The sequence below is a fragment of the Bacillus sp. ISL-41 genome (assembly GCF_018613235.1).
Taxonomy (GTDB): domain Bacteria; phylum Bacillota; class Bacilli; order Bacillales; family Cytobacillaceae; genus Mesobacillus.
The window spans coordinates 1-23,088 of record NZ_JAGGQP010000034.1 but is presented as its reverse complement, the minus strand read 5'-3'; the positions used below and the strand labels follow the sequence as shown (position 1 = coordinate 23,088).

Annotated in this window: 24 protein-coding genes; 6 read left to right on the top strand and 18 right to left on the bottom strand. The window is 41.1% G+C overall.

All coding sequences use genetic code 11. The features are described 5' to 3' along the window. Positions 1-9: 9 nt before the first annotated feature. The 5 genes from J7I80_RS17785 to J7I80_RS17765 form a co-directional block, all read right to left on the bottom strand. Positions 10-1,278 carry a GntP family permease gene (locus J7I80_RS17785; RefSeq protein WP_214739993.1) on the bottom strand — a complete coding sequence of 423 codons (1,269 nt, stop codon included), beginning with the start codon at positions 1,276-1,278 and terminating at the stop codon, positions 10-12. 120 nt (positions 1,279-1,398) lie between these two features. After that, the gene (locus J7I80_RS17780) at positions 1,399-2,511 is read right to left on the bottom strand and encodes a sugar diacid recognition domain-containing protein (RefSeq protein ID WP_214739991.1); all 1,113 of its coding nucleotides are present in this window, start codon (positions 2,509-2,511) and stop codon (positions 1,399-1,401) included. Positions 2,512-2,612: 101 nt separating this feature from the next. Next, positions 2,613-3,026 (bottom strand): CoA-binding protein, encoded by a 414-nt coding sequence (locus J7I80_RS17775; protein WP_214739989.1) that lies wholly within the window; start codon positions 3,024-3,026, stop codon positions 2,613-2,615. Between the two features lie 77 nt (positions 3,027-3,103). Beyond that, on the bottom strand, positions 3,104-4,408 hold the full coding sequence (locus J7I80_RS17770; protein WP_214739987.1) for a purine/pyrimidine permease: 1,305 nt from the start codon (positions 4,406-4,408) through the stop codon (positions 3,104-3,106). 192 nt (positions 4,409-4,600) lie between these two features. After that, positions 4,601-6,037, bottom strand: coding sequence for a phospholipase D family protein (locus J7I80_RS17765; RefSeq protein WP_214739985.1), 1,437 nt, complete (start codon positions 6,035-6,037; stop codon positions 4,601-4,603). 184 nt (positions 6,038-6,221) lie between these two features. Here J7I80_RS17765 and plsY point away from each other — a divergent pair, with 184 nt between their 5' ends. After that, positions 6,222-6,806, top strand: coding sequence for a glycerol-3-phosphate 1-O-acyltransferase PlsY (gene plsY, locus J7I80_RS17760; protein ID WP_192472341.1), 585 nt, complete (start codon positions 6,222-6,224; stop codon positions 6,804-6,806). Between the two features lie 58 nt (positions 6,807-6,864). Here the strand turns inward: plsY and J7I80_RS17755 are convergent, their stop codons facing one another. Continuing rightward, positions 6,865-7,704 (bottom strand): STAS domain-containing protein, encoded by an 840-nt coding sequence (locus tag J7I80_RS17755; protein ID WP_214739983.1) that lies wholly within the window; start codon positions 7,702-7,704, stop codon positions 6,865-6,867. 156 nt (positions 7,705-7,860) lie between these two features. Between J7I80_RS17755 and J7I80_RS17750 the strand changes: the two genes are divergently transcribed. The 4 genes from J7I80_RS17750 to J7I80_RS17735 all read left to right on the top strand — a co-directional run bounded on the left by J7I80_RS17750 (position 7,861) and on the right by J7I80_RS17735 (position 11,289). Further along, positions 7,861-8,859, top strand: coding sequence for a sensor histidine kinase (locus tag J7I80_RS17750; RefSeq protein ID WP_214739981.1), 999 nt, complete (start codon positions 7,861-7,863; stop codon positions 8,857-8,859). Between the two features lie 107 nt (positions 8,860-8,966). Further along, positions 8,967-9,155, top strand: a complete 189-nt coding sequence (locus J7I80_RS17745; RefSeq protein ID WP_214739979.1) for a hypothetical protein — start codon at positions 8,967-8,969, stop codon at positions 9,153-9,155. Positions 9,156-9,750: 595 nt separating this feature from the next. Continuing rightward, on the top strand, positions 9,751-10,917 hold the full coding sequence (locus J7I80_RS17740) for a CapA family protein (RefSeq protein ID WP_214739977.1): 1,167 nt from the start codon (positions 9,751-9,753) through the stop codon (positions 10,915-10,917). Between the two features lie 78 nt (positions 10,918-10,995). Continuing rightward, entirely contained in the window at positions 10,996-11,289 is a 294-nt protein-coding gene (locus J7I80_RS17735; protein ID WP_214739975.1) for a HesB/YadR/YfhF family protein, read from the top strand. A 22-nt stretch (positions 11,290-11,311) separates the two neighbouring features. On the opposite strand, the gene J7I80_RS17730 is transcribed toward J7I80_RS17735, so the two are convergent. The 10 genes from J7I80_RS17730 to J7I80_RS17685 form a co-directional block, all read right to left on the bottom strand. Then, positions 11,312-11,614: a hypothetical protein gene (locus J7I80_RS17730; protein WP_214739973.1), complete on the bottom strand. Its 303-nt coding sequence runs from the start codon at positions 11,612-11,614 to the stop codon at positions 11,312-11,314. Beyond that, a complete protein-coding gene (locus tag J7I80_RS17725; RefSeq protein WP_214739971.1) occupies positions 11,615-12,058 on the bottom strand; it encodes an acyl-CoA thioesterase in 444 nt (147 codons plus the stop codon). 29 nt (positions 12,059-12,087) lie between these two features. Further along, a complete protein-coding gene (locus J7I80_RS17720) occupies positions 12,088-14,409 on the bottom strand; it encodes an AAA family ATPase (RefSeq protein WP_214739968.1) in 2,322 nt (773 codons plus the stop codon). A 110-nt stretch (positions 14,410-14,519) separates the two neighbouring features. Beyond that, positions 14,520-14,741 (bottom strand): small acid-soluble spore protein Tlp, encoded by a 222-nt coding sequence (gene tlp / locus J7I80_RS17715; protein WP_214739966.1) that lies wholly within the window; start codon positions 14,739-14,741, stop codon positions 14,520-14,522. Between the two features lie 133 nt (positions 14,742-14,874). Further along, positions 14,875-15,018: an acid-soluble spore protein N gene (locus J7I80_RS17710; protein WP_023627804.1), complete on the bottom strand. Its 144-nt coding sequence runs from the start codon at positions 15,016-15,018 to the stop codon at positions 14,875-14,877. Between the two features lie 67 nt (positions 15,019-15,085). Further along, positions 15,086-15,217 (bottom strand): FbpB family small basic protein, encoded by a 132-nt coding sequence (locus tag J7I80_RS17705; RefSeq protein ID WP_144480839.1) that lies wholly within the window; start codon positions 15,215-15,217, stop codon positions 15,086-15,088. A gap of 166 nt (positions 15,218-15,383) precedes the next feature. Further along, positions 15,384-15,905 (bottom strand): redoxin domain-containing protein, encoded by a 522-nt coding sequence (locus J7I80_RS17700; RefSeq protein WP_214739964.1) that lies wholly within the window; start codon positions 15,903-15,905, stop codon positions 15,384-15,386. A gap of 382 nt (positions 15,906-16,287) precedes the next feature. Then, entirely contained in the window at positions 16,288-17,337 is a 1,050-nt protein-coding gene (mtnA, locus tag J7I80_RS17695) for an S-methyl-5-thioribose-1-phosphate isomerase (protein WP_214739962.1), read from the bottom strand. A gap of 154 nt (positions 17,338-17,491) precedes the next feature. Further along, a complete protein-coding gene (locus J7I80_RS17690; protein ID WP_214739960.1) occupies positions 17,492-18,028 on the bottom strand; it encodes a DUF3231 family protein in 537 nt (178 codons plus the stop codon). A 61-nt stretch (positions 18,029-18,089) separates the two neighbouring features. Next, positions 18,090-18,980 carry a LysR family transcriptional regulator gene (locus tag J7I80_RS17685; protein ID WP_214739958.1) on the bottom strand — a complete coding sequence of 297 codons (891 nt, stop codon included), beginning with the start codon at positions 18,978-18,980 and terminating at the stop codon, positions 18,090-18,092. Between the two features lie 135 nt (positions 18,981-19,115). Here J7I80_RS17685 and J7I80_RS17680 point away from each other — a divergent pair, with 135 nt between their 5' ends. Continuing rightward, positions 19,116-20,402, top strand: a complete 1,287-nt coding sequence (locus J7I80_RS17680) for an NCS2 family permease (protein WP_214739956.1) — start codon at positions 19,116-19,118, stop codon at positions 20,400-20,402. 142 nt (positions 20,403-20,544) lie between these two features. On the opposite strand, the gene J7I80_RS17675 is transcribed toward J7I80_RS17680, so the two are convergent. Then, a complete protein-coding gene (locus J7I80_RS17675) occupies positions 20,545-21,414 on the bottom strand; it encodes a DMT family transporter (protein ID WP_214739954.1) in 870 nt (289 codons plus the stop codon). A gap of 463 nt (positions 21,415-21,877) precedes the next feature. Continuing rightward, positions 21,878-22,426 (bottom strand): hypothetical protein, encoded by a 549-nt coding sequence (locus tag J7I80_RS17670; RefSeq protein ID WP_214739951.1) that lies wholly within the window; start codon positions 22,424-22,426, stop codon positions 21,878-21,880. Between the last annotated feature and the right edge of the window lie 662 nt (positions 22,427-23,088).

The window sequence follows — 23,088 nt, the reverse complement described above, 5'->3', positions numbered from 1 at the left end:
CCTTTTTATTTATCCGAAAAACTTGAAGATACCAAAGATTAATGTCGATACGATCGCAAGAGTTAAACCGACTGCTGTTTCGTAAGGAATCAATTTTAGACGCTCTTTAATCTCCATGTTGACACTTCCGCCTGTTGCGTGGAAAAAGCTTCCGTGTGGCAGGTGGTCAAGTACGGTGGCACCAGCGTGAACCATGGCAGCACCGGCTAATGCAGTAACACCCATTTCCAAAATGGTTGTTCCGAATACCTGGGAAGCAACTGCTGTTCCCGCAGTTGTCGAAGCAGTAGCAGCGGACATGAAAATACCCGATACTGGTGCCAGGACGAATGCTGGAAGACCAAGTGCATCCAGGCTGTTAATCAAAACGTCCTTTAACCCTGAATTAGCGATAATTCCCGCTAGTGTACCTGTACCAAGGAGCATAATAGCCACACCTGACATTTTACCGAGACCTGCAACCGCATAGTCATTGATATGCCTGATTCGTCCCATAGCAAGTGCTCCCGCGATCCCCCCTGCTGGCAGGGCGATCATAGGATCGATGTTAATATCAAACAAAGGTCTTAGTGCAAGCAGAATGATTGTTACTAATGGTGCGACAATTGCTGGGACTACTGCCGGAAGTTTCCCTTTAACTGTTGTTTCACTTTCTTGAGCTGTAACGATAGAACCTTTATTGACTAGCTTCTTTGCTAAAATATACGTAACGGTCAATCCGAAAACAGCTGGTATGATTCCAGCAGCCATTACAGAAGTCAATGGGATTTGGAACGCATCCGCTGCAGCTATTGCATTCGGATTCGGTGACATAATATTACCAGCCTTACCGCCGCCAATCATCGCAAGCAGGATAGCTGTTTTAGAAATACCTGCTTTATTGGCAATTGCCAATGCGATTGGCGCAACAGTGATAACCGCAACATCAACGAATACCCCAACAGTAGTCAAAATCATTGTCGCGATGGCCAGTGCAAGCAACGCTCGTGTTTCCCCGACCTTCTTAACAATTGTTTCAGCGATTACGGCAGCAGCACCTGATTCAATCAGGACGCCTGCAAGCACACCGGCAGCCAGGATTCTTAATACTGCAGGTATGATCCCCTTCGCCCCTTCCATCATCAACGCAACAGTGTTCGTGACATCAACTCCGCCTACAAGACCACCAATCAAAGCACCGGCAATCATTCCATATGCTGGTGAAACTTTCTTTAAAATAAGGAAAATAGCTACTACTAGTGCTACAATAGCGCCGAAAGCGCTTACTTGAATATCCACGGTGATTCCTCCCCAAACTTTTTTGTAACCCAATTGTAAGCGCTATCTATTCTTATTGCATTAGTCAAACCATCAAAAAAAGACCTGTAATAGAACAGATCTTTTGTGCAATTGCACAATTCATTCCAGCTCATTAGTAAGAAACGACAAATACAGATGAAGCAGGTCAGTCGTTTTGCGTGGATCCTTTCCTGTTATTTCTGTGATTTTATCAAGGCGGTATCGAAGCGTGTTCCTGTGAACAAATAGTTTCTGTGAAGCCTTATTCATGTCGCTGTTTGTTTCGATCAGTGCTCTTAAAGATTCAGTCAGCTCACCCTTTACATCCTTTTCTTTCAAATTTTTATAGAATGGCTGCAACCCTTCCGCCAGCCCTTTTTTAGCAGCACTTAAAAGAAATACAGGGAGGTAATAATCTTCATACAAGTAAATGTCATGCTGGGGGGTCAATTTCAACCCTGAATTCAGTGTGAGGACCGCCTGCCTGTAGGACTCTGTGAACCCTGACAATCCTTCATGGTATTGACCAACCCCGATTTTCACTTGAATATTATCATTCTTTCTTAAACCATTAAGCCATGCTTCTGTTATTTTTTTAATGAAATGATCTATGTCGTCACGAGGAACCACTTTTAAAACAACGATCCTGTCATGCTGCATCAGTAATAAATCATCTTTCTTCAGCCGGCTTTTTAAGTAGCCAAATGTTTTCTTTCTGTCAGGAGTCATGATGACGATTGCTGTCCTGGCTAATTCAAGATCAATACCCAGGCGCATAGCTCTTTCAAGGAAAAGCGAGTCATGCTTGCCTTCAGAATGGATGATTTGGCTGACGAGCTCCTCCTTCAGCCTTTCATCCCATTGGATTTCATTTATCAAAACCGCTTGCTGAAGGCTTAGCTCAGCAGCCATGCGAACGAGTTCACCGAAACTCCTTATTTCATCCGGGGAACCAGTTATACCAATAACACCCATGATTTTGCCATCGAAAAAGATGGGCAGGTTTATTCCAGGCCGTACTCCATGGAGCTTTATTGCCTCCTCTTCGGTTATTTCAAAACCCGTGCCTTGTTTGATTACAATGACCGCGCCCTCATGGACATCATCTATTCGTTTTGGGTCGCCTGATCCTATGATCACGCCCCGGTTATCCATTATATTGATATTCTTTCCGATGATCCCCATCGTCCTGTCTACAATTTCTTGAGCCAGCTCTTTGTTTAAAAACTCCATATCAAAATCCCTGCCTTGCAATAACTATACTGTCTTTTATTATGGCTGATAATTTGCCGAAACAAAAGGAAAGCGTGAGAACATAAGTCCTCACGCGCATATTATTTCGTTAAAGCATGTTCTACCTTGATGCATCTGTCCATGATCACGGTATACCCTTTTTCTTTTAGGAAATTATAGGCCTCCTCGTCTTCAAGACCGAGCTGCGCCCAGTATACATCCGCATCGATTTCGGCAAATTCTTTCGCAACCTCCATCAAGTATTCTGAACGGCGGAACACATTGACAATATCCACGTGCCCTTCGATTTCTTTTAGCGTTTTAACAGCTTTAACTCCAAGAACCTCATCAACAGTAGGATTGACAGGGATGATTTCATAGCCTGCTGCCTGCATTGCCTGTGATACCATATAGGAAGTCCGCTGCGGATTATCGCTCAATCCGACAACTGCAATCCTTTTTGCCTTCTTAAGGATTTGGCCTATTTCTTCACGGCTTGGATTTTTAATTGCCATATTATATCACTCCTAAGGATTAATTTGATCCTACCCTTTATTTTATCGTACTATTCTTCAGTCTCAAATCAACTTGCCTAACAATCCTTAAATCTCTCCATTCTCTTTTTTTGCTGAAGTGTGAATTGATCTACGGCTACAGCAATCAGCGTGCCAAGGATTAGACCATTATTGAGGATTGAAACTAGGACAGGCGGGATATTGCGAAAAGCCTCGCCCGGAATGAACATTGCCCCTACACCGGCCAGGAGGGAGGTTCCAATAACGACCCGAATCCTTTTTTTATCGTTCTCACGATCAAATTCCGAGAATGCAATCCCGGTCATATTTACGAATATAACAAAAGTAACGGAGTAACCTACAGGTGCAGGGAGTGCCGCAAACACAGACATTACATGTGGCAGCATACTTGCAAGGACGATCAACAAAGAACTGATGATAAAAGGCAGGACCCTTGTGATACCAGTAGTTGAAATAAATCCTGCTGCGCCAGAGATTGGAACAGAGCCAATCGCCGAGAACACCCCTCCAAGCAGTTGATTGATTCCGGCTGTAAAACCACTGGCACGATAGCGGAAATCCTTAATATCTGCCCCCATGTCCTTTAAAACTTGTCCAGTAACCCTTATGCTAGCTAACATATTGGTGATTAACAGGAACGTTATAAAAATAGAAGTCACAATTAAACCTGAATCAAAAACAGGCCTCCCGAATGCAAAAACTTCCGGAAGTGCGATCTTTGCTCCATCGTATCGTTCGTATGCTTTTCCCAGGTCAAAAATTTCAAATAGCGCCCAGCCAGCGGCCAGGCTGATTAAAATGGCATACTGGCTGACCCACTTAATATGATGCCTTGTCAGATAAAAAGTGATCCCAACCATAGTAAAGCTGAAGAACGCAATTGGGAGGCTGACTTCGCTTTGTCCTCCGCCAAGACCAGCCATTCCATTCAGGAAGGATCCGCTGAGCTGAATGACAAGCAATAGTAAGTATATTCCGCTGACTACAGGTGTGAATAACACAGCCAGTCTATCGATAAGTTTGAATAAACTTAACAGGAAGAATACAAAACCGCTGATGATCATGGCTCCTTCTAAAGCCTGCAGCGTTTCAATGCTGGAGGAAAACAGTGTCGTACTCAATCCTGCATATATAGTAAAAACACCCCACCATAGTCCGGCCGGCCCCTCATTAATTGGCATACGATGCCCGAACAGGGCCTGCAGCAGACTCGAAATGCCCAAAACAAACATTGTCCTTTGAACGAGCCCTGTCGTCTCTAAATCATTCAATTGGAATAAATCGGCGATCGCAATCGGTGCAACGATTGAACCAGCAATGATAAACGCCATCCACTGTATGGCTGATAATATAGTCTTCATCTAAAATCTCCATCTTCTTGGCGTAATAAGTTATAGTGCAGATATTCTGATATTGCGCTCAGGTTTTTATCCTAATTCTATAAATGCAGTCCATTTTCCTTCGCCTTAATAATATCGTACTTAAGGATAATGTAAATGAGAATGAATATTTTAGACCATAAAAAAGGACATCCACGTAGGATGCCCTTTATGTTAATAGCTTGTAAACCATAATATTCTTTGAATCCAATAGATTACATATTTAAATGGCGTCATCTTGTCCTTATTTTCTTCATAATCCAGTGTATATTTTACCCGGTCATTATTCCAGATTCTGTTGAAATACTGGTCAACATCTTTGATGACTTGAGTATCAGGTCCCGCCGCTATCTTGATGTTGGTTTCAAGGTTTAAATCATCGAGATTCCTTCTTGTAAAGTTGGCGGACCCTCCCAGTATTACGCTGTTATTTCCCCGGTCAAAATAAATCATTTTTGTATGATATTGCTCCTGGCCAGCATTGTACCACTTAATCTTGATATTTTCGCTGCCAAATTCCATTATTTCTTCTGATACCGGAATGTTGGGCAATCCTGATTTCTGGTTGCCAAATGCATTGGTATTAGGATCAAGTATAATATTGATTTTCGCTCCCCGATCTGCGGCCTTGTCAATCTCGTCGATGACTTTCCTTTCGGCAAGGTAGAACATGCCTATCCAAATATGATCGCCTTTCCCCGTATTTTTCAACTCGTTCAGGAGATGCTTGAGGATTTTCCCTTCTGTTAAAATCTGGACCTTAATATCCCCTTTTTCTTTTACAGGTGTGTAATCAGGGAGGTCGCCGCCGCCTGAGAAGTCGATTACTGCCTGCTCAGACTCCAAAATGTCTCCTATTATATTTCCGCTCGTTTCAAAGGCAATATTGGAGTGGAAGCCACTTGCATCATGCGGGTTCGCGGATGCCACGATTGCTGTCTTTTCAGTGACGAATACTTTCCTGTGATTAGCCTTCAGGTTCAGCAGTTCAAGATAGGAGCGAAGTGTTACATCAGGTGCATTCTTTGCCATCGGATTCGGAATCCAGCCTTCCCCCGATTGTCCAAACCACTGGAGAAAAACCCGCCAAAAAGCAGTATACAATGGATTGGAATCTCTCAATGGATCCAGATTGGTGAAAATAACTTTTATGTCATTTTCCCGAAGTTCCTTTAAAATACCGGATTTATGGGATCCATACGTCAAATTAATTTCATCCGTGATGAAAACAATCTTAAGGTTTTTATGCTTTTTCTTCTGGGCTATAAGTTTATCACTGATCGATTCGCTTATCTCCGGATAGCCCATGTCCTCCTTGTAATAGCCATTGAATAAAAACATATCCAGGACGATGAATTCTTCTGCTTCTCCAATCCTTTTGATGATCGTATCGAATATTTCATGCTCGTACTTTTTTTCACCGTCCATCCCCTTGTAGGTTAAATCAGATAAAAACCGGACATCCTTGACGCGGTGGACTTCCCCTTCATAGGATAAGCCTTCGGGGAGTTCCTTATTTATTTGGTAGACAGCGGTAATCCCAAGTATTAATGCTAGGATGATTAGGAACAATAATGGTTTCCTATTAGCTGAATTTTTCCCGATCCTCATTTAGAAGGGCTCCTTAATATCGTTGATATACTTACTTATTCACTTATTCAGCAAGTTATAAACTTAGCCAGCAAGAACTTCAGCCATTCATGAACAAAACAGTTTTTGTTCAAGAATTGCATGGAGTTTTTAAGAGAACATGGTAAAATAAAAGAACCTTAAAATCTTAAAAGGAGAAAATTTCATGGCATTAAACGCAATCATCATTATTCTAGCTTACTTGCTGGGATCAATACCCTCTGGTCTCATTATCGGAAAAGTGTTCTATGGGAAAGACATCCGTGAACATGGGAGCGGGAATTTAGGCGGTACAAATACATTCCGGACGCTGGGAGTTAAAGCAGGTTTAGTCGTAAGTATAGCTGATGTCTTGAAAGGGACTCTTGCAGCTAGTCTGCCTTTGCTGCTGAATGCTGATCTCCATATGCTTTTAGTAGGGGTTTTTGCTGTAATCGGCCATATGTACCCTGTTTTCGCTGGATTCCGTGGAGGTAAAGCGGTCGCTACTTCCGGAGGTGTTTTACTGGCGTATATACCGGTATTGTTCTTATTCATGCTCATTATCTTTTTCATCAGCTTGTACATAACAAAGTATGTTTCCCTATCATCGATTCTAACCGGTATAGCCGCGTTCATTTACTCGCTGTTTACCCAGGATCTCCCTTTGATCATAGTAGTCGCTGTCCTGGCCAGCTTCGTCATTTACAGGCATCGCGCTAATCTTGAAAGAATCCGCAACAAAACAGAGCCGAAAATAAAGTGGCTTTAAAACTTAAGAGAATAAAAATACAGGCCGGCATACCCATATAAACAGGTTTGCCGGCTTTTTATTTTCGGACGATTCCAAAGGCCTTCAATGCCTGTCCAAGATTGTTATACATTTTGACATTATCAAAATTGATGCCAAGAGTAACCACTGAATGAGCCAGTTCTGGCCTCATTCCGGTCAGGTTCACGTCAACTCCTGTCAGTTTAAGACTGTCAATGATTTTAAATAATTCCTGGGCAACCATTGTATCAACAATGAATACGCCTGAAAGATCCATGATCAGGCAGTCAACTTCCTTATTATTCGTTTCCCGAAGGGTGTACTCCATCAGGATCCTTGCTCTGTGTGTATCTATATCACCAATGATCGGCAGGACAGCTACCCCGTCAACAATAGAAATGACTGGTGTGCTCAGTTCATCAATAACTTCTTGCTGTGCCCGAAGCCGCTTATTGGCCTGTCCAGTATAAGAATTAGTGAAAATGATAATCAGGCCGTCAATGAACTCATTTATAAGATTACACACTCTTAAACTTTGGCCTGCACTAAGATTTTTATTATTATCGGCCATTATCGAGAGTTCCTCCCACAATGCACCGCGAATACCATTAAAATGCTGAATGGATTGACTGAGAGAGAGTCCGAAACGCACTTTATCTTCACTCACCCTCTTACCCCAATCCTTGATTTTTTCATCGTCTGATTCTCCGATTAAATGACTTTCAAGCAAATGGATTAATTCTCTTACTTGTTCTTTATAAAAACTAAGTTTAGTTTGGCTGGTTAATTTAATGAATGCTTCAGGCTGATTATCATCAATTGAATCCAATATATTGATCAGAATTTTTTCTTCTCTATCAATTAGAAATTCTCTAAATAACTGAATGGCTTTATCCATCTAATAGCTCCTTTTGAACGGTAAGTTCTGTATAAAATATTTTTTGTTCTTTATAACAAATAAAGTGTTTTTGCTGGTATAATTTAAATGATTATGTCATATACATTCGAAAGAAATCGAATTTAGACTGCCAAGTTTAAAGGATGTGAATTCCTGATGAAATTACCCGAAACTATAATGCTTCAAACTAATCAAGTTCAACCTACACTGGAAAAAGAGGTGAACGAAATCCAAGTAATAGCATGCTCTAAACCCTTTCATTTCAGCACGGAGATGGATATGCATCAACCACTATCCCAAGCTGGCCCAACAAGCAAAAAATCTTTCTTGATTCATAAACTCGCTATATCGAAGGATGATTTGATAATGAATGATTTAGATCAAAAAAAAGCAGATCTCCAAAGCAAAAGTTTAAAACTTGAACAGGAAATTGTTGAAAAAGAGCAGACTTTAATGATCCTTCAAAAAGCCATTCAAACTGCCACAGGAGAATATCAAGCTGTTTCAGCAAGCCATTTAGCAGCCGGCTTAGCCCATGAAATAAGAAACCCACTGACAACGCTCAAGGGTTTTATCCAGTTGCTGAAGCCGGAACTTCAGGCTGTTGGCAAGCAGGAGTTCGTAGACGTAGCTCTTGATGAAATTAACCGTGCTAACAGCTTACTTACTGATTTTCTTTCTGTTTTAAAACCTGGCTCTTCTGAGAAAGAGAAGCTGTCTATGAACGAGTTGGCAGCAAGTATGATCAAGCTATTCTCAAGCGAGGCAATTCTGAAAGATATCGAAATCAGTGGTGAATTTCCTGGTGAAGAGTTGTATGTATTTGTAGATAAAAATGCGCTTAAACAGGTGCTGGTCAATTTGTTAAAAAATGCAATCGAGGCTGTTGAAGGAAATCATCATACAAAGGCTTCTATAAAATTAGTTGTAAGTAAGGATAGGGATTCAGTTGCCGTAAGTGTCATCGATAACGGCGGCGGGATTGATGAATGCACCCTAAAGAAGATTTTCTCTCCATTTTACACTACAAAAACAGGAGGCACAGGGATGGGATTGGCAATCTGCAAGCAAATAATCGAAAACCATGGGGGCGAATTGAGTGTTACCACTCAACCCTTTAAAACGATATTTAAATTTTCGCTTCCTGCTGGTTAATGTGGAGGTCATTCGATTATTCGAAAAATTGTCATATTGAAAATCGTTCATCTCTTCCTTTGACTGGTAAAATGTAGGTAAGAATAAGGGAAAGAAGGCGGATTGTAATGGAAGAAGTTATTAAGCAGGCTGAAAGTTTTGTGTTTACAACCACAACCGCTGATGTCACGTCGCCTGATGATTTTATTGTAGAAATTCTCACTGAAAATCCTGACAATGAAAAAAATGATCCTTCTGCGGTCAAGATAAAGAATATGGATGAACTATTGGATTTCCTGGAGAAAATGGAATGGTAATATGATTCACTAAGTTTCTTACTGATTATTGGATTTCCTAATTTGAAAATAGACTAGAAATTCCCCTCACAAAATTAGTTATTAGAAAAATGCGATTCCCGAAGAACCGCATTTTTTTTGCATTACTGCTTACACTTTTAGCAGTTTGAACTTTCCCGTGCCAAAAACATCTTTTACATAATCCAGTTTTGTATCAGTGAAATAAACTGAATCACCTTCATGAATCAGGATAGAAACCTCTTCAAATGTAAAAATCTGATCATTTCTTAATGGCTGCTCTTCCAGAGCGACCCGAAGCTGAGGTCCTCCTCAGCCGATTCCCATCGTCAGTCGGACATATAGCTTTTCCCCATCCTTGCTCTCTTTCCGTATTGCCTGACGCAAAATTTTAGATGCACTTTCTGTTATTTTGAACAAGTCCTCTCCCCCTTTTTTAGTCACTTTCTTCCATATCCTTTTTTAAAAAAAGATTATCGAATTTTGACAAAATAGTGAATATCATACTGAAAATTATACATTTAACACCATTCTTATAATATATTATCCTTAGAGGCGAAAAAATAAAAATGCCTCATTCTAATCTGGGGAGATTACCATGAGAAAAAAGAAGAAAAAACCTTATGGACTGGCCTTGTTTACTGGCTTAGGTGTTTTGGCATCTGTATTAACATTCCAGATGTACCATGAAGCCGAGGCAAAGGCACCAAGTATTAAAATGAAATCTCAAAAATCCCATCTTGAAAGAAGCTTTGATGTTAGCGGCAAGAGTTTTGTAGAAACAGTAAAGATTGGAGCAATCGGGGACATCCTGATCCACGATACAGTTTATGAAGATGCCTTTGTGAATCCAGGGTATGATTTCAAACCAATGCTCAGTAATGTCAAAGAATACTTGATAGAACCGGATCTTTTGCTGGCGAATCAGGAAACACTTCTTGGCGGTGAAGAAATCGGCTTATCAAGCTACCCTAGTTTCAATAGCCCGGTTGAAGTTGGAGAGGCATTGATCGATGCAGGGGTGGATATTGTATCGAATGCAAATAATCATTCCCTTGATAAATCTGAAAAGGGTGTTCTTGCATCCATAAAGAATTTGGAAGCGACCGGTCTTCCTTATGTTGGTTCGTATAAGGACGATGCAGACAAGCAAGAATTGCGGATCCTAAATAGAAATGGGATAAATGTTTCATATTTGTCATACACCTATGGAACAAATGGCATCCCCGTCCCTTTTGGAAAGAACCACCTAGTAAACCTGATTGACCGAGAAGCAATGAAAGCGGAGATTCACCGCGCCCGAACAGAATCAGACATTGTCGTTATGAGTATCCATTGGGGAAATGAATACCAGCGTTTCCCTACCATTGATCAAAAAGAGCTTGCCCAGTTTCTCATCAATGAAGGTGTTGACATCATCTTTGGTCATCATCCTCATGTTCTTCAGCCTATGGAATGGCTGATGGCGACGGACGGCAGAAAGGCATTGGTCTTCTACTCTCTGGGAAATTTCCTGTCAGGTCAAATGTGGGACTATAAAGATATCGGCGGTCTCGCTACTGTTGAAATAATAAAAACCATTACACCCGATGGCAATAAAGTCGTATTGCAAAACCCTGATTTCCTTCCAACCTTTGTTTCGAGCAGCAGGCAAAGTAATTACCGAGTTGTTCCATTGCAACAAGCCGGTCAATACGGCCTTGCTGAAGCTGAAAATAAATACAATGAGATCATGCATCATATGACTCAATTAATAAAAGAATAAATGTGAGAAAGCCCGGTCCATGAAGACCGGGCATTGCTTATGTTATAATCGTTCTATCTGGTATGGAAGGAGAACAATATGAAAATTACAATTAATGATGATGCAGCAGCATGGTATGAAAATGAAATGGACCTTTCATCCGGAAGCTATTTGCGATTTTTTGTCCGGTACGGCGGTTTCAGTTCAATCCAGAAAGGTTTTTCATTAGGTGTCTCCAAGGAAGAACCGGATCACATTGGTGTTAAAACAGAAAAAAATGGGATCACCTATTATATTGAAGAAAAAGATATTTGGTATTTTGATGGCCATGATATGATCGTGGAACTCCACCCGGTTGGCCATGAACCTGACTTTAAATTTGAAAAGAAATAAGGCAGACGCGAAAGCGCCTGCCTTATTTTTCACCTTTTATGAGGGGGCTTTCAATACCCTCCTGTTTTAAAATTTCAGCCTGCTTCGTTCCTAAAAGATCGAAATGAGGGTAATTGGCCTTCCTTTTGTCAATCCACTCTGGCCGCAAACCATACTTTCTCCCCCACTCAGCTAACCTTTCAAGATCCCTGCATCCCACCTTCGTAACCGTTGAACAGTCCGGGAAGCGGTCATCCAGCCAATAGTGCGTGAGGAAAGCGAGTTCTCCTCTGTCTATTTTCGCTTTCCATTCATCCAGTTCAGGGCGTTTAATCCCGAAAGCCAATCAGACCTGCTCCTTTTCAGCTTCCGGCTTTCTCATGGCCTGTAAATAAGCTGCATGCCAGTCAGGATAGCTCCTTTTCAAAGAAATCGGACGGAAGCTGTCTTTTTTAACACAGACATGTTTTGAGCTTCCAGTCAAAGCAAGCTCCCCTTCCCCATCGAAGATTTCATATTTATAGACAGAGCGGATTCCATCATACTCATCCACCCAGGTCTTAATTGTAGCTGTATCTCCATATCTCAATGGTTTTTTATAGGAAGCCTGTATATCAAGTACAGGTGAAATGATTCCATCCTTCTCCATCTCTGCATAATTAAAGCCAAGCTCTTTGATCAACTGTGTTCTGCCCAGCTCCATCCACACCAGATAATTAGCGTGATATACGACCCCCATCTGGTCTGTTTCCGCGTATCGAACCTCAATCTCCCTTGTAGAAATTATCATTGGTATTCCCCTTTATTTTTCAAGGATTTTCATCCTAAAAGTTTTTTTAAAGCCGCTTCAAAATCCTGTTTTTCCAGGTATAGAACATCCTCATCCAAATCGTCTAAATGGTCGTAGTCAATCAACCGAAATGCCTGGGATTGAATCGCTTCATCCACTAAGTTTGTGGCGAATCGCCCATTCCCTTTTATTTCTGTTTCTGAAAGTTGCTCAGTCAAAAACGCTTCAGCTTCGGTCCCCATTCTATATTGATACTTGCCAGCGTAGTTTCTGATGATGAGCAGCAAATCACCCACACTATAGTCAGGAAAGTGGAAAAACTTCTTGAACCGTGATCTTAGGCCAGGATTGCTTTCCAGCAGCATATCCATTTCAGCAGGATAGCCTGCAAGAATCACGACTAGATTTTCATTATGTCTTGTCATTTCATCGACAAGAGTATCAATCACTTCCTTGCCAAAATCACCCGAGCTTTGTCCAAGAAGAGCGTATGCCTCATCAATAAATAATACTCCTCCGAGCGCCTCACGGATTTTATTCTTTGTTTTGATGGCTGTCTGTCCAACGTAACCAGCGACAAAATCCGCCCGGCTGCTGACAATTAAGTGCCCCCTCTTCAACATGCCGCATTCCTTTAAAAGTTCAGCGTAAATCTTGGCTACGGTCGTTTTTCCTGTTCCAGGATTCCCGGTGAATACAGAGTGGAGCTGGATCGGCACAGCAGGCAGTCCTTTTTCCTTTCGCAGCTGCTGCATCCTCACGAAGGAGATCAGGGAGGTAACCTCTGTTTTTACAGTGTCCAATCCTACGAGTGCATTCAGTTTGTCGAGTGGTTTTTCAGCTGAAATATTTGCTGTAGATTCAAAATCCTCTTTTTCCAATAAGGTATAGGTCGAAAAGTCATGTTCTTCACTTTGCTTTGATCCCTTTTTAAAAATCGCTTCCAAAACAAGGTTGCGTACCGTCCTGGCATTTCCAAAGGTGTCATCGACTCTTTCCTTTTCGATACGATCCGTTAGTTCGAGCTTTGCGGTTTCTGTCATGGCATAATCGTTATCCTGTGCAGCTTGCTCAGCGATTTGTAATAGCTCACTATTCGAATAATCAGGTAGATGAATTAAATTTGATTGAGGGAACCGTGATCTTAAACCTGGATTCGCATCAAGAAATTGTCTCATCTCTTCTGGGTACCCAGCAAGAATCACGGCGAATTTGCCGCCATACTCTTTCCCGGTCATTAAGGAAACGAGAGTATCAATAGCAGTTTGGCCATAATCATTTCCAGTCTGGCCTTCCCGCTTTAGACTGTAAGCCTCATCAATAAATAGCACTCCACCCAGAGCTTGCTCGACGACCTTTCTGACATTTTCTTCTGTTTGACCAACATAAGCCCCTACAAGCTGGGAACGATCCGCCTCAATTATTTCTTCCCGCGGCAGTACTCCCAGCTGGTGATAAATTTTGGCAAGCAATCGTGCTAATGAAGTTTTCCCTGTTCCTGGATTCCCGGTCAGCACCATATTCAAGCTTTGATCATCCTTCGTTTGCAGACCAAGCTCTTTCCTTTTTTTCTGATATTTCAAGAATCGGTAAAAATCATTCACTCTCTCCTTGACCGATTCAAGTCCTATCATTTTGTTAAGTTCGGCCAAAGGATCAATTTCAGATCGTTTTTGGCTTTCCGATTCCTCAGCAAATTCTTCTTCCCAGTTTAGCTTGATTCCTTCCAGGGTTTGAAGTCTTTTCTGCATTTCTTCATAATGGACAGCTGTGTGAAACACTCCGGTAACCGACTCTTCATATAGCTCTGTTGCTTTCAAGAGGGCTGCAGTCTCTTCTACAGCCTGCTCCAGCAAATTGGTCAGCCTTTTGAATTTAGCCTCAGCTTCAGAGCCTGCTTCAAGCTGCTGGGCTTGAAGGTCATCCAGCTCTTCTTCAGCATGTGACAGGAATTGCTGTGAAATATTTATGTACTGCTCTGCTGTTTTCTTTTTTAATGCCCGATTATCAGTTTCCCTGATCCGAGGATAAACTAGCTGGTCAAATAGATCCCCTTTATTTTTCCATTGATTTCTCGCCAGCAGGGATTTTGCCTTCTTGTTTGCTGTATCGTGTTCAATCGCAGTCCTTAACCACTCAAGGACGAGAGAATCATACCCGTTTCGCTGGGCTCTCGATTGTGCAGCCAGAGTCAGGGTTTGAGACAGCTGCTTACGGTCTTCCGTTTTTGACAGTTTCCTGATTGCGGTGATCAAGCTGGCTTCATCCTGAATAAAACCTTTTGTATTTATCTCCTCTTCCCACAGCTTAATCTGTTCATCCATGGGAATTTGCTTTTTTTGTCGATCCATCTAAATCACTTCTTTATCTAAAGAGTTTTCGTTGTTTAGTTTACATTCCGTATATTATCACATTTTCAACCAAACGGAAAAAGACCCGCCTGTTGACGGGTCCTTTGGGTTTACTGCTGGTTATGCGCTTCATCCTTAATTTCAGCCCTGAAGGCATCAATACTTTCTCTGCGGCGCTCATTCTTTGCCTTGATTCTTTGCTGGTCTTCAGGACTCGAGTTGACCATTGCAGCTTCCGCATCTTCCATGTTTTCAATCGTATGATGGATCATAGACTGCAGCTTTTCTACGTTATCGCTTCGATCATCTGGCTTTGGTGTATTGTTTGCCATGATAAAGTACCTCCTTCTGAAAAGTACATCAATAGTATGCAACTAGCCATATCAATTATTAGCGGAAAACAGTGGATATCTTTTGTTGGCAAAATAAAGGCCCGCCAAGTAATTGGCAGGCATATTCACCCAGTTATTCACCTTTAGTTTGTATTACCTGGGCATGTTCACCCGATTTATCATTCATTTTCTTCCCTTTATTGCCACTGAAACCACGCGGCTGTGTGCCGAGGTGGCTTGGAACATAATGCTTACTGTCCCTTTTAGGATTGCTCATGTATATCCCTCCTCTAGAATAAGTTTCTCCTAAAGAAGAGGTTTTCATAAATGGTAATGTATGATATTTACTCAGCTTTTCCCAAGTGTTTTTGCTCCAATTTAGCCTCGATCTTCTCGAGTGCATCACGGTCATTTAGAAGTTGGCGTTTATTTTCCATAACAAGCTCTTGAAAAGAACGCTTTCTAGGTTTTCTCATCGTGTTCACCATCCTTTGTCATCATTGTAACAGTTATTATGTCCGGAAACGGTTGCAATTATTACAACTTTTTGAAAATTTAATCGTATTTTATTCATACCCGCTAATTTCGTGTATTGCCCATGCAATTTTTACCATAAAAAAACACCAGTAGATTGTACTGGTGTTACTTCGTGAGTTCCTGCATTTGAGCGTATGTCATCGAACCGATGTGTTTTTTTAAAATCAATCCCTGCTCATCGATTATAAATGTTGTGGGAATCGATATGATCGAGTATGTTTGCTGTGTTGATCCATCTTGATCAAGCAGTATAGGGAAGGTTAAATTATTATCTTTCACAAATGATTTTACATTATTCTGGGGATCCAGATTTACGGCCAGTATTTCAACATCCTTCGACTTTTCTTTGTAAAATTGCTCCATCGCCGGCATTTCTTCTTTACAGGGCGGACACCAAGTAGCCCAAAAGTTCAGCATCACCTTTTTACCTCTGTAGTCCTTCAAGCTTACCTCTTCACCGGCGAGGTTTTTCAATTTGAAATTAGGAGCTGCCATACCCGCCCCAATTCCTGTAGTTGCTTTTGATGCTTCAATTGCTTGTGGTTCCTCGATTGTATAAAACTGCTGGAAAATGGCAACCAAAACCAGTCCAGCAAGAATCCCAGCCACAATCGCTTTTTTGACCATAGGAAAAACCTCCTTGGGTTAATTTACAAGTAGGATATCCCAAGTATACAAAGATAATGAAAGTGGAAAAGTGAGAAAATTTGAGGATTATGTGAATTTTATAAAGAAGTTGTTACTGGGGTGAATTTCTTAGTATCTTCAGGACTGATAAGTAGTATGTACAAGCTTAGACCGCACCGCATGTACAGCTTTGTCGAACCTAGGTCACCTTCAAACAAAATCATCTTCCTCTCACGGAGTTTTGTCCGAACCTGGGTCACCTTCGACTAATCACCGACACACAAGCAATTGTCTTAGAACTATGCCCCATTTTAAAACAAACCATCTCCATCCCAGCCAACATAAAAAATGCCAGGGAGTGCATCCCTGACATAAACTATGCTTATTGTCCAAATAAACGCGGCAGTTCTTCGCTGTAGTTTCCTCGCATGATTCCTTTTTCTGTAATGATTGCTGTTATTAAGTGATGTGGTGTTACATCAAATGCAGGGTTGAAAACCTTGACTCCATCAGGTGCTGTCAATTTTCCAAAACCAGCAGTGATTTCCTCAGCTGCTCGTTCTTCAATAGGTATTTCATCCCCAGTTTTTGTCTCAAGATCAATTGTCGATAGAGGTGCAGCGACATAGAAAGGGATATTATGGGCTTTTGCGAGCAATGCAACACCATATGTGCCAATTTTATTGGCTACGTCTCCGTTAGCTGCTACGCGATCGCACCCCACGATGACTGCCTGGACCTTTCCCTGTTGCATGACCATAGCGGCCATACTGTCAGTGATCAGGGTAACATCGATTCCAGCCTGCATTAATTCCCACGCTGTCAAGCGCGCCCCCTGTAGCAACGGACGGGTTTCATCCGCGTACACCTTTATATCCATTCCGCGTTCTTTAGCCAAATAGATTGGCGCAAGCGCTGTTCCATATCTTGCTGTGGCAATGCCGCCAGCGTTGCAATGAGTTAACACAGTCATGCCGTCTTTAAATAAAGTTAAAGCATTCTCGCCAATGGAATTGCAGACATTTTCATCCTCCTGGCGAATCAGATGAGCTTCCTGTTCCAATAGACTTTTTATTTCCGCTACAGGCTTAGAGCTTGATTGCTTAGCACATGTATCCATCCTCTTCAAAGCCCAGAATAAATTGACTGCAGTTGGCCGAGATGTGGCAAGATAATCTGCTTTCTCTTTAAAAAACTCATAAAATGTGTCATAGTCACTTTCAGGAGCTTCCTTGATGCCAAGGGAAAGGCCGTAAGCAGCCGCAATGCCAATCGCTGGAGCACCTCTTACTTTAAGCTGTTTAATCGCGTCCCATACATCTTCAATATTCTCGATTTCAAGGAATTCTGTTGCCTGGGGAAGTTTTGTTTGGTCTAATATATATAGTTTTTCACCATCATATTTGACGGATTGTAAAAATGATTCTTCCATGGTGATCCTCCTTCTGGCTTTTAAGACAATTCTGAACTAAATATCATTTTATCAATTATAGGCTCCATAGCAAGTGAAAATTATTTTCAAAGAAAAGTTTTTACCTTCAGCATGGAATCGACATTTAAAAAAGCAGCGTCATTTGACGCTGCTTTTACTGTTTACCGGTAATATAGTATGGTGGAACTCTTAACCATCCTTTTTCCTGCATAAGCGATTTAAATGTCAAAGAAAAGGTGATTTTCATCATATGGTATTTTGCAAATAAGTAACCAACATCTGACCTGACAGATTCAGTAATTCCCCTTGTTGCAGAAGTGATTCCTACTACAAGATTATAGGCAATCAGATTGGCAATTTCCTCATCATTCATCCTTGCCCCTTCTGGAAGGGACTGATATTCACCAATTATCTTTTCCGCTCCAACATCAGGGAGAGGGATTCCTTCATCTTTGAAAAACTGTGTTAATTCTTCGATCATGGGTCTGTGTACATTTTCGATGATATCCATGATTTTTTCTTTGAGTTCAGGATTCTGTGCTAAATTGTAAGCGTGCTGGTCATATCGGAGAGTTTGTTCGGTTCCATGAAGATAAAACCACAGATTCATTACTTCTCCGACATGCAACGGCTTTTTTTCACCATCCATAAAAGGGCCGAATGCATCCTTCATTACCTCAAGAAGATTCAAAGCATGACACCTTCCTTTCTGCAAAAGAATTTGCAGTTATTATTGGAAGAATAAATTCCTTTTATTCATGACCGTTTTCAGTTATGCCAAGCCTCTGTTTTACCAACCCGATGAAGTTTCTTGCCGGTTTCGAGAGGTGATGTTGTTTTAACCAGATCAGCCCTACAGATGAAACCAACTCGGCATCTGAAATTTTTCGGGCAAAGAGATTCGAATATCCATATGATTGAAAAACAGATTCAGGAACTATGGTTGACCCAATACCTGAGGATACCATTTGCATCAGTACATTCATATCCGAGCATTCACAAATGACCTGGAGCGGCAGCTGCACTTTTGTAAAGGCATCGTGGATTATATTAAAGCTGCCCAGTCCCTCTGTAGATGGAAGAATGAGTGGATAGTCGCTGATTTCTTTTATGGATATCTTGTCTTGTCCATTTTGCCTGCAAACGAAAACGAATGATTCATTATATAAATGAAGGTAGTTAAGATCTTGATTGGCCAATGGAAGCCTGACCAGCCCCAGTTCAATTGTTCGATTTTTTACAAGTTCAGCCAAGTAAGCAGAATCATTTTGTACAATCCGTAAATAGACTAGCGGAAAGGAAGAGTGAAATGCTTGCAACCATTCGGGAAATTCCGGCACAGATAGAGTGTTGATCCCAACTGATAAATTACCTTTCCTCCCCTCATCCGTCTCTTGAAGTTCATTTTTAACTTCCTCAAAGGCATGGACAATGTTTAGTGCATGTCTATATAGCAACTGTCCCTTATCAGTCAATTCAAGCTTTTTTCCATGACGCTCAACCAGCAACACTCCTAATTCTTCTTCCATTTGCTTTAATTGAAGGCTTAATGGCGGCTGTGACATATGTAGTCTATGTGCTGCAGCTGTTATATTCTTTTCTTCGGCGATTGCGATGAAATAACGCATTTGTCTAATATCCATAAAAACTCCTTCTATTTAAAAAAGATATGATTTTAATATAAATTATATATTTTCAATATAGCACAAGTTTATGGTACGATATTTTCATTCGTTTCAAAACGGAAAAATTTATCTGTAAAAGAGAGAGGAGAAAAAATGGATAAATTATTTCAATTACAGGCACATGGTACAACGTTTGGAAGAGAGTTATCTGCAGGCCTTATTTCCTATATCACAGTTGTATACATTATCATTGTCAACGCAACAATATTAGCAGCAGCAGGCATTCCACTTGAAGCTGGAATCATTGCTACGATTCTTACCGTGTTCGCAGGCTGTTTGCTTATGGGATTCTGGAGCAACACTCCAATTCTAGTGATTCCTGGCATGGGGTTAAATGCGATGTTTACATATTCAATCGTGCAATCCGGCGGTTTCACTTGGCAGGAAGCTCTAGCAATGGTTTTTGTATCTGGTATCCTGTTCATGGTTTTAGCCTTCACTCCGCTGGCAAAAACCATCATTGCATCCATTCCTGACTCGTTGAAAGAGGCAATTACAGTCGGTATAGGAATACTGTTGATTTTAATTGGTTTTGATAATAGCGGGATAATTACAAGCTCGGAGCATACCCTGCTAGAAATCGGGGACCTTAGCAGCTCAACTGCGCTCATCACATTGATTGGTTTAATTGTCACAGTCGTCTTATTTATTAAAAATATTCCTGGCAATCTATTGCTGAGCATTGTTTTCACATCTGTACTTTCCCTTCTTTTCGGGGACTTCGGAAGTGGTGGAGTATCGTGGAGTATGCCGGCTATTGGTGAGTACACATCTGTTTTTGGGCAGCTGTCATTTGCCCAGGCAGGTAATTTTGTTTTCTGGCTGACAGCCTTTTCTCTTGCAATGGTCGTCATTTTTGAAAATATTGGTCTGATCCATGGCCATACAAAAATGCTTAATCAGACTCAAAAAAGTAAGAAGGCACTCCAGGCTAATTCGATTTCGGTTGCCACTGCAGGTATTTTCGGCACGAGCCCAACAGTATCATCTGTAGAAAGTGCTGCTGGGATAGCCGCTGGCGGCCGAACAGGATTAACGAGTATTACTACAGGTGTCCTGTTCCTAGCTTCAATCGTGCTCATTCCTGTTATTAAAGTAGTACCTGAAAGTGCGGTATCACCGGTATTGATTTTGATAGGAATATTGATGCTTCAGAATATAACGAACATCAAGCTTGACGATTTGATGGAAAGCTTCCCGGCACTTCTGATTATCGTATTAATCCCATTAACCTACAGCATTGCTGATGGAATGGCGATTGGGTTTATCCTATACCCGCTCCTAAAACTGTTGATGGGAAAAGGCCGGGAAATACAGCCTGCACTTTATATGATTGCATTGCTGTTCCTTGGCAATTTCGTACTTAAGTATGCACTTTAATGCATTCAAAATTCTCGAATTACCCCAAAATTGTTCTGTTTTGGGGTGCAACGTTAAAAACATAGCAAATGGCGCGGAAATTTGTCCGCGCCATTTTTCTTATTGTGCCACCCTTTATTTATTTGAGTGAAGGCAAGCTTGCTCAGTTAGATTGCTTCACACTAAGTATAGTGATCGTAGCCAAGATGACCATCATTCCAAAAAGTTGAATGGTGGTCAATTGATCTCCGATAATCAGCACTCCAAATAATGAAGCTGTCACCGGCTCTACCATAGCAACCATGGAAGCAGTTGTTGGAGCAGTCCTGCGAATGCCAATCACATAAAATATAAATGAAATGCCAGCACCCACGACCCCTAATAGAAGAAACCATCCTATGTCGCTTGACGTAGCCACAGCAACTGCTTCATCTTTGTCTGCAAAAAGAAAAAGGATGAGACACAATGAAAAAAATGCAATGGTTAACGTTGTCTGCGGATTTCCGATAGACGAGGCATTTTTAAATCCAAATATAAACAATGCATAGGAAAGACCAGCAGCTAGCCCCGCTGCCACTCCTAGAAAACTCACTGAAACCGTTTCTGTGTTGTAGGCACCTGTAAGCAGGGTAATGCCTATAAGTACACCTGCAATGCACCCCCATTTAAACCAGGTTGAACGTTCTATTCGCAACAAAAAAGATATTAAGAGGACGAAGACAGGCGCCGTGTACATTAAAGTAGCAGCTACAGCAATGCTGGAAGCTTGAATACTTAGAAAATAAAAAGTAAAATTTCCTGCTACACCAACACCCGCCAATAGGGACCATAAGAATAAGCGTGTAGAGGAGGTCAAATTCTGTCTAAAGCGGAAGAGAAGCCACGCGAAAAAACATAAAAATCCAACTGCGCCCCGGTAAAGTGAAATCACAATAGGGTCCCAGCCTTTGGTCATTAAAATATCGGCAATCCCTCCACTAATGCCCCAGCATATTGCGGCTAGTATAACTAAGCCTACCCCTGAAAACTTCATCTTGTGCCCCCTTATATTGGTTTGAGTTTATCCCGCGTGCCCTTAATAACAAAAATTCAAGTCAACATTTCTCTTTTAGCTTCTATGATCAATATATGTTTCTAAAATAGGTATTAACGATAATTCCCTTGTTTTCCTGGTTAAAACATAAGTCAGATACATGCAATATGGACAGTATCCCTAAAAGATTTATGAAACAACATAGGTAGTGTCTGAGGAGAAATTGAATCGGGAAATACACCTAGGTACAAAAAACTTAAGTAAGAGAATAGAGGTAAAAGAGGTTTATATTACTTACATTGTCGAGGCTGCTGGTTTATGATGATTAAGAGTGTTTTTTGGGATAAGAAAATAAATAAAAAAAGGCGTGTCATAACTGATGTCAGTTTACACGCCATTTTCATTGTCATTTATAAGTTATGCACCCTAAAACAGAATGATTAATAAAATCCCCAGGGCGGTTTTAATTTACTTTTTTGAGAACATGTGATGATGCGTTGGTATGAACGTTTGGGATGAACTTCGAAGCTTCCTGCAACAGATGGATTTGTGCAGCCTGTGCCTGGTCGACTGTCCCCATGCCATACATCTTCAAGGAATTCTCAAGTACAAGCATAGATTCATGACCGTTTACATAGTAGAGACTTTCACCAGTACGAGGATAATAGGATTCCAGAGGCTTTATATTGGATATGACATGATACTGTGCTTCTCCGTTTTGAGAGTACCCTGCGACCACAGCTTCAAAGGGCTGTCCATCCACCATGAGTGTGAGATCATTGATCAATGACTGAATTGATTCAGCCAGTTCCTTAAGACTGAAACCTTGCATAACAAGACTTTCGGCAGCATTGGCAGCCATCAAGGCATATTCTTCATCACCTGAGTAAGCAATTACCGCTGTATTAGGTATTAATTCTTTAAATCTGATATCATCGACCTTCTGATGAGTCCCATAATCTGTTACCAATGAAATGAAATCCTCTCTTGCTACTATTGATACAAGGCCCATAAAAACCACTCCTTATATTCCATCATCTACCTTAAACATACCTCTTTAGGAGGAAATTTCAATAGGAGAAGTTGTCGATATATCAGAAGTTTTCACGGATTTTGTAAGATTAGTCAATGAAGAGAATTTTCCAGGCTTAAAGTAGTCAAGGAAGGAAATTTAGTCATCATTTTACTCTATCAACAGCTTTAATAGTTCCTAGTATTACCTAGTAAGAGTTGTCATTAATTAGTCTATTATCTTGACAGGTTCATCCCCTTCAGGCGAAATGTTGTCATCAATAACACATTATCTTGACAGGTTCACCCCCTTCAGGCGAAAAGCTGTCACGAATAACACATTATCTTGACAGGTTCACCCCCTTCAGGCGAAATGTTGTCATCAATAACACATTATCTTGACAGGTTCACACCGTTCAGGTAAAAACCTGTCACGAATAGCCCTTTATCTTGACAGGTTCACCCCCTCCAGGTAAAAACCTGTCACGAATAGCCCTTTATCTTGACAGGTTCACCCCCTTCAGGCGAAAAGCTGTCATCAATAACACATTATCTTGACAGGTTCACACCGTTCAGGTAAAAACCTGTCACGAATAGCCCTTTATCTTGACAGGTTCACCCCCTCCAGGTAAAAACCTGTCACGAATAGCCCTTTAACTTGAC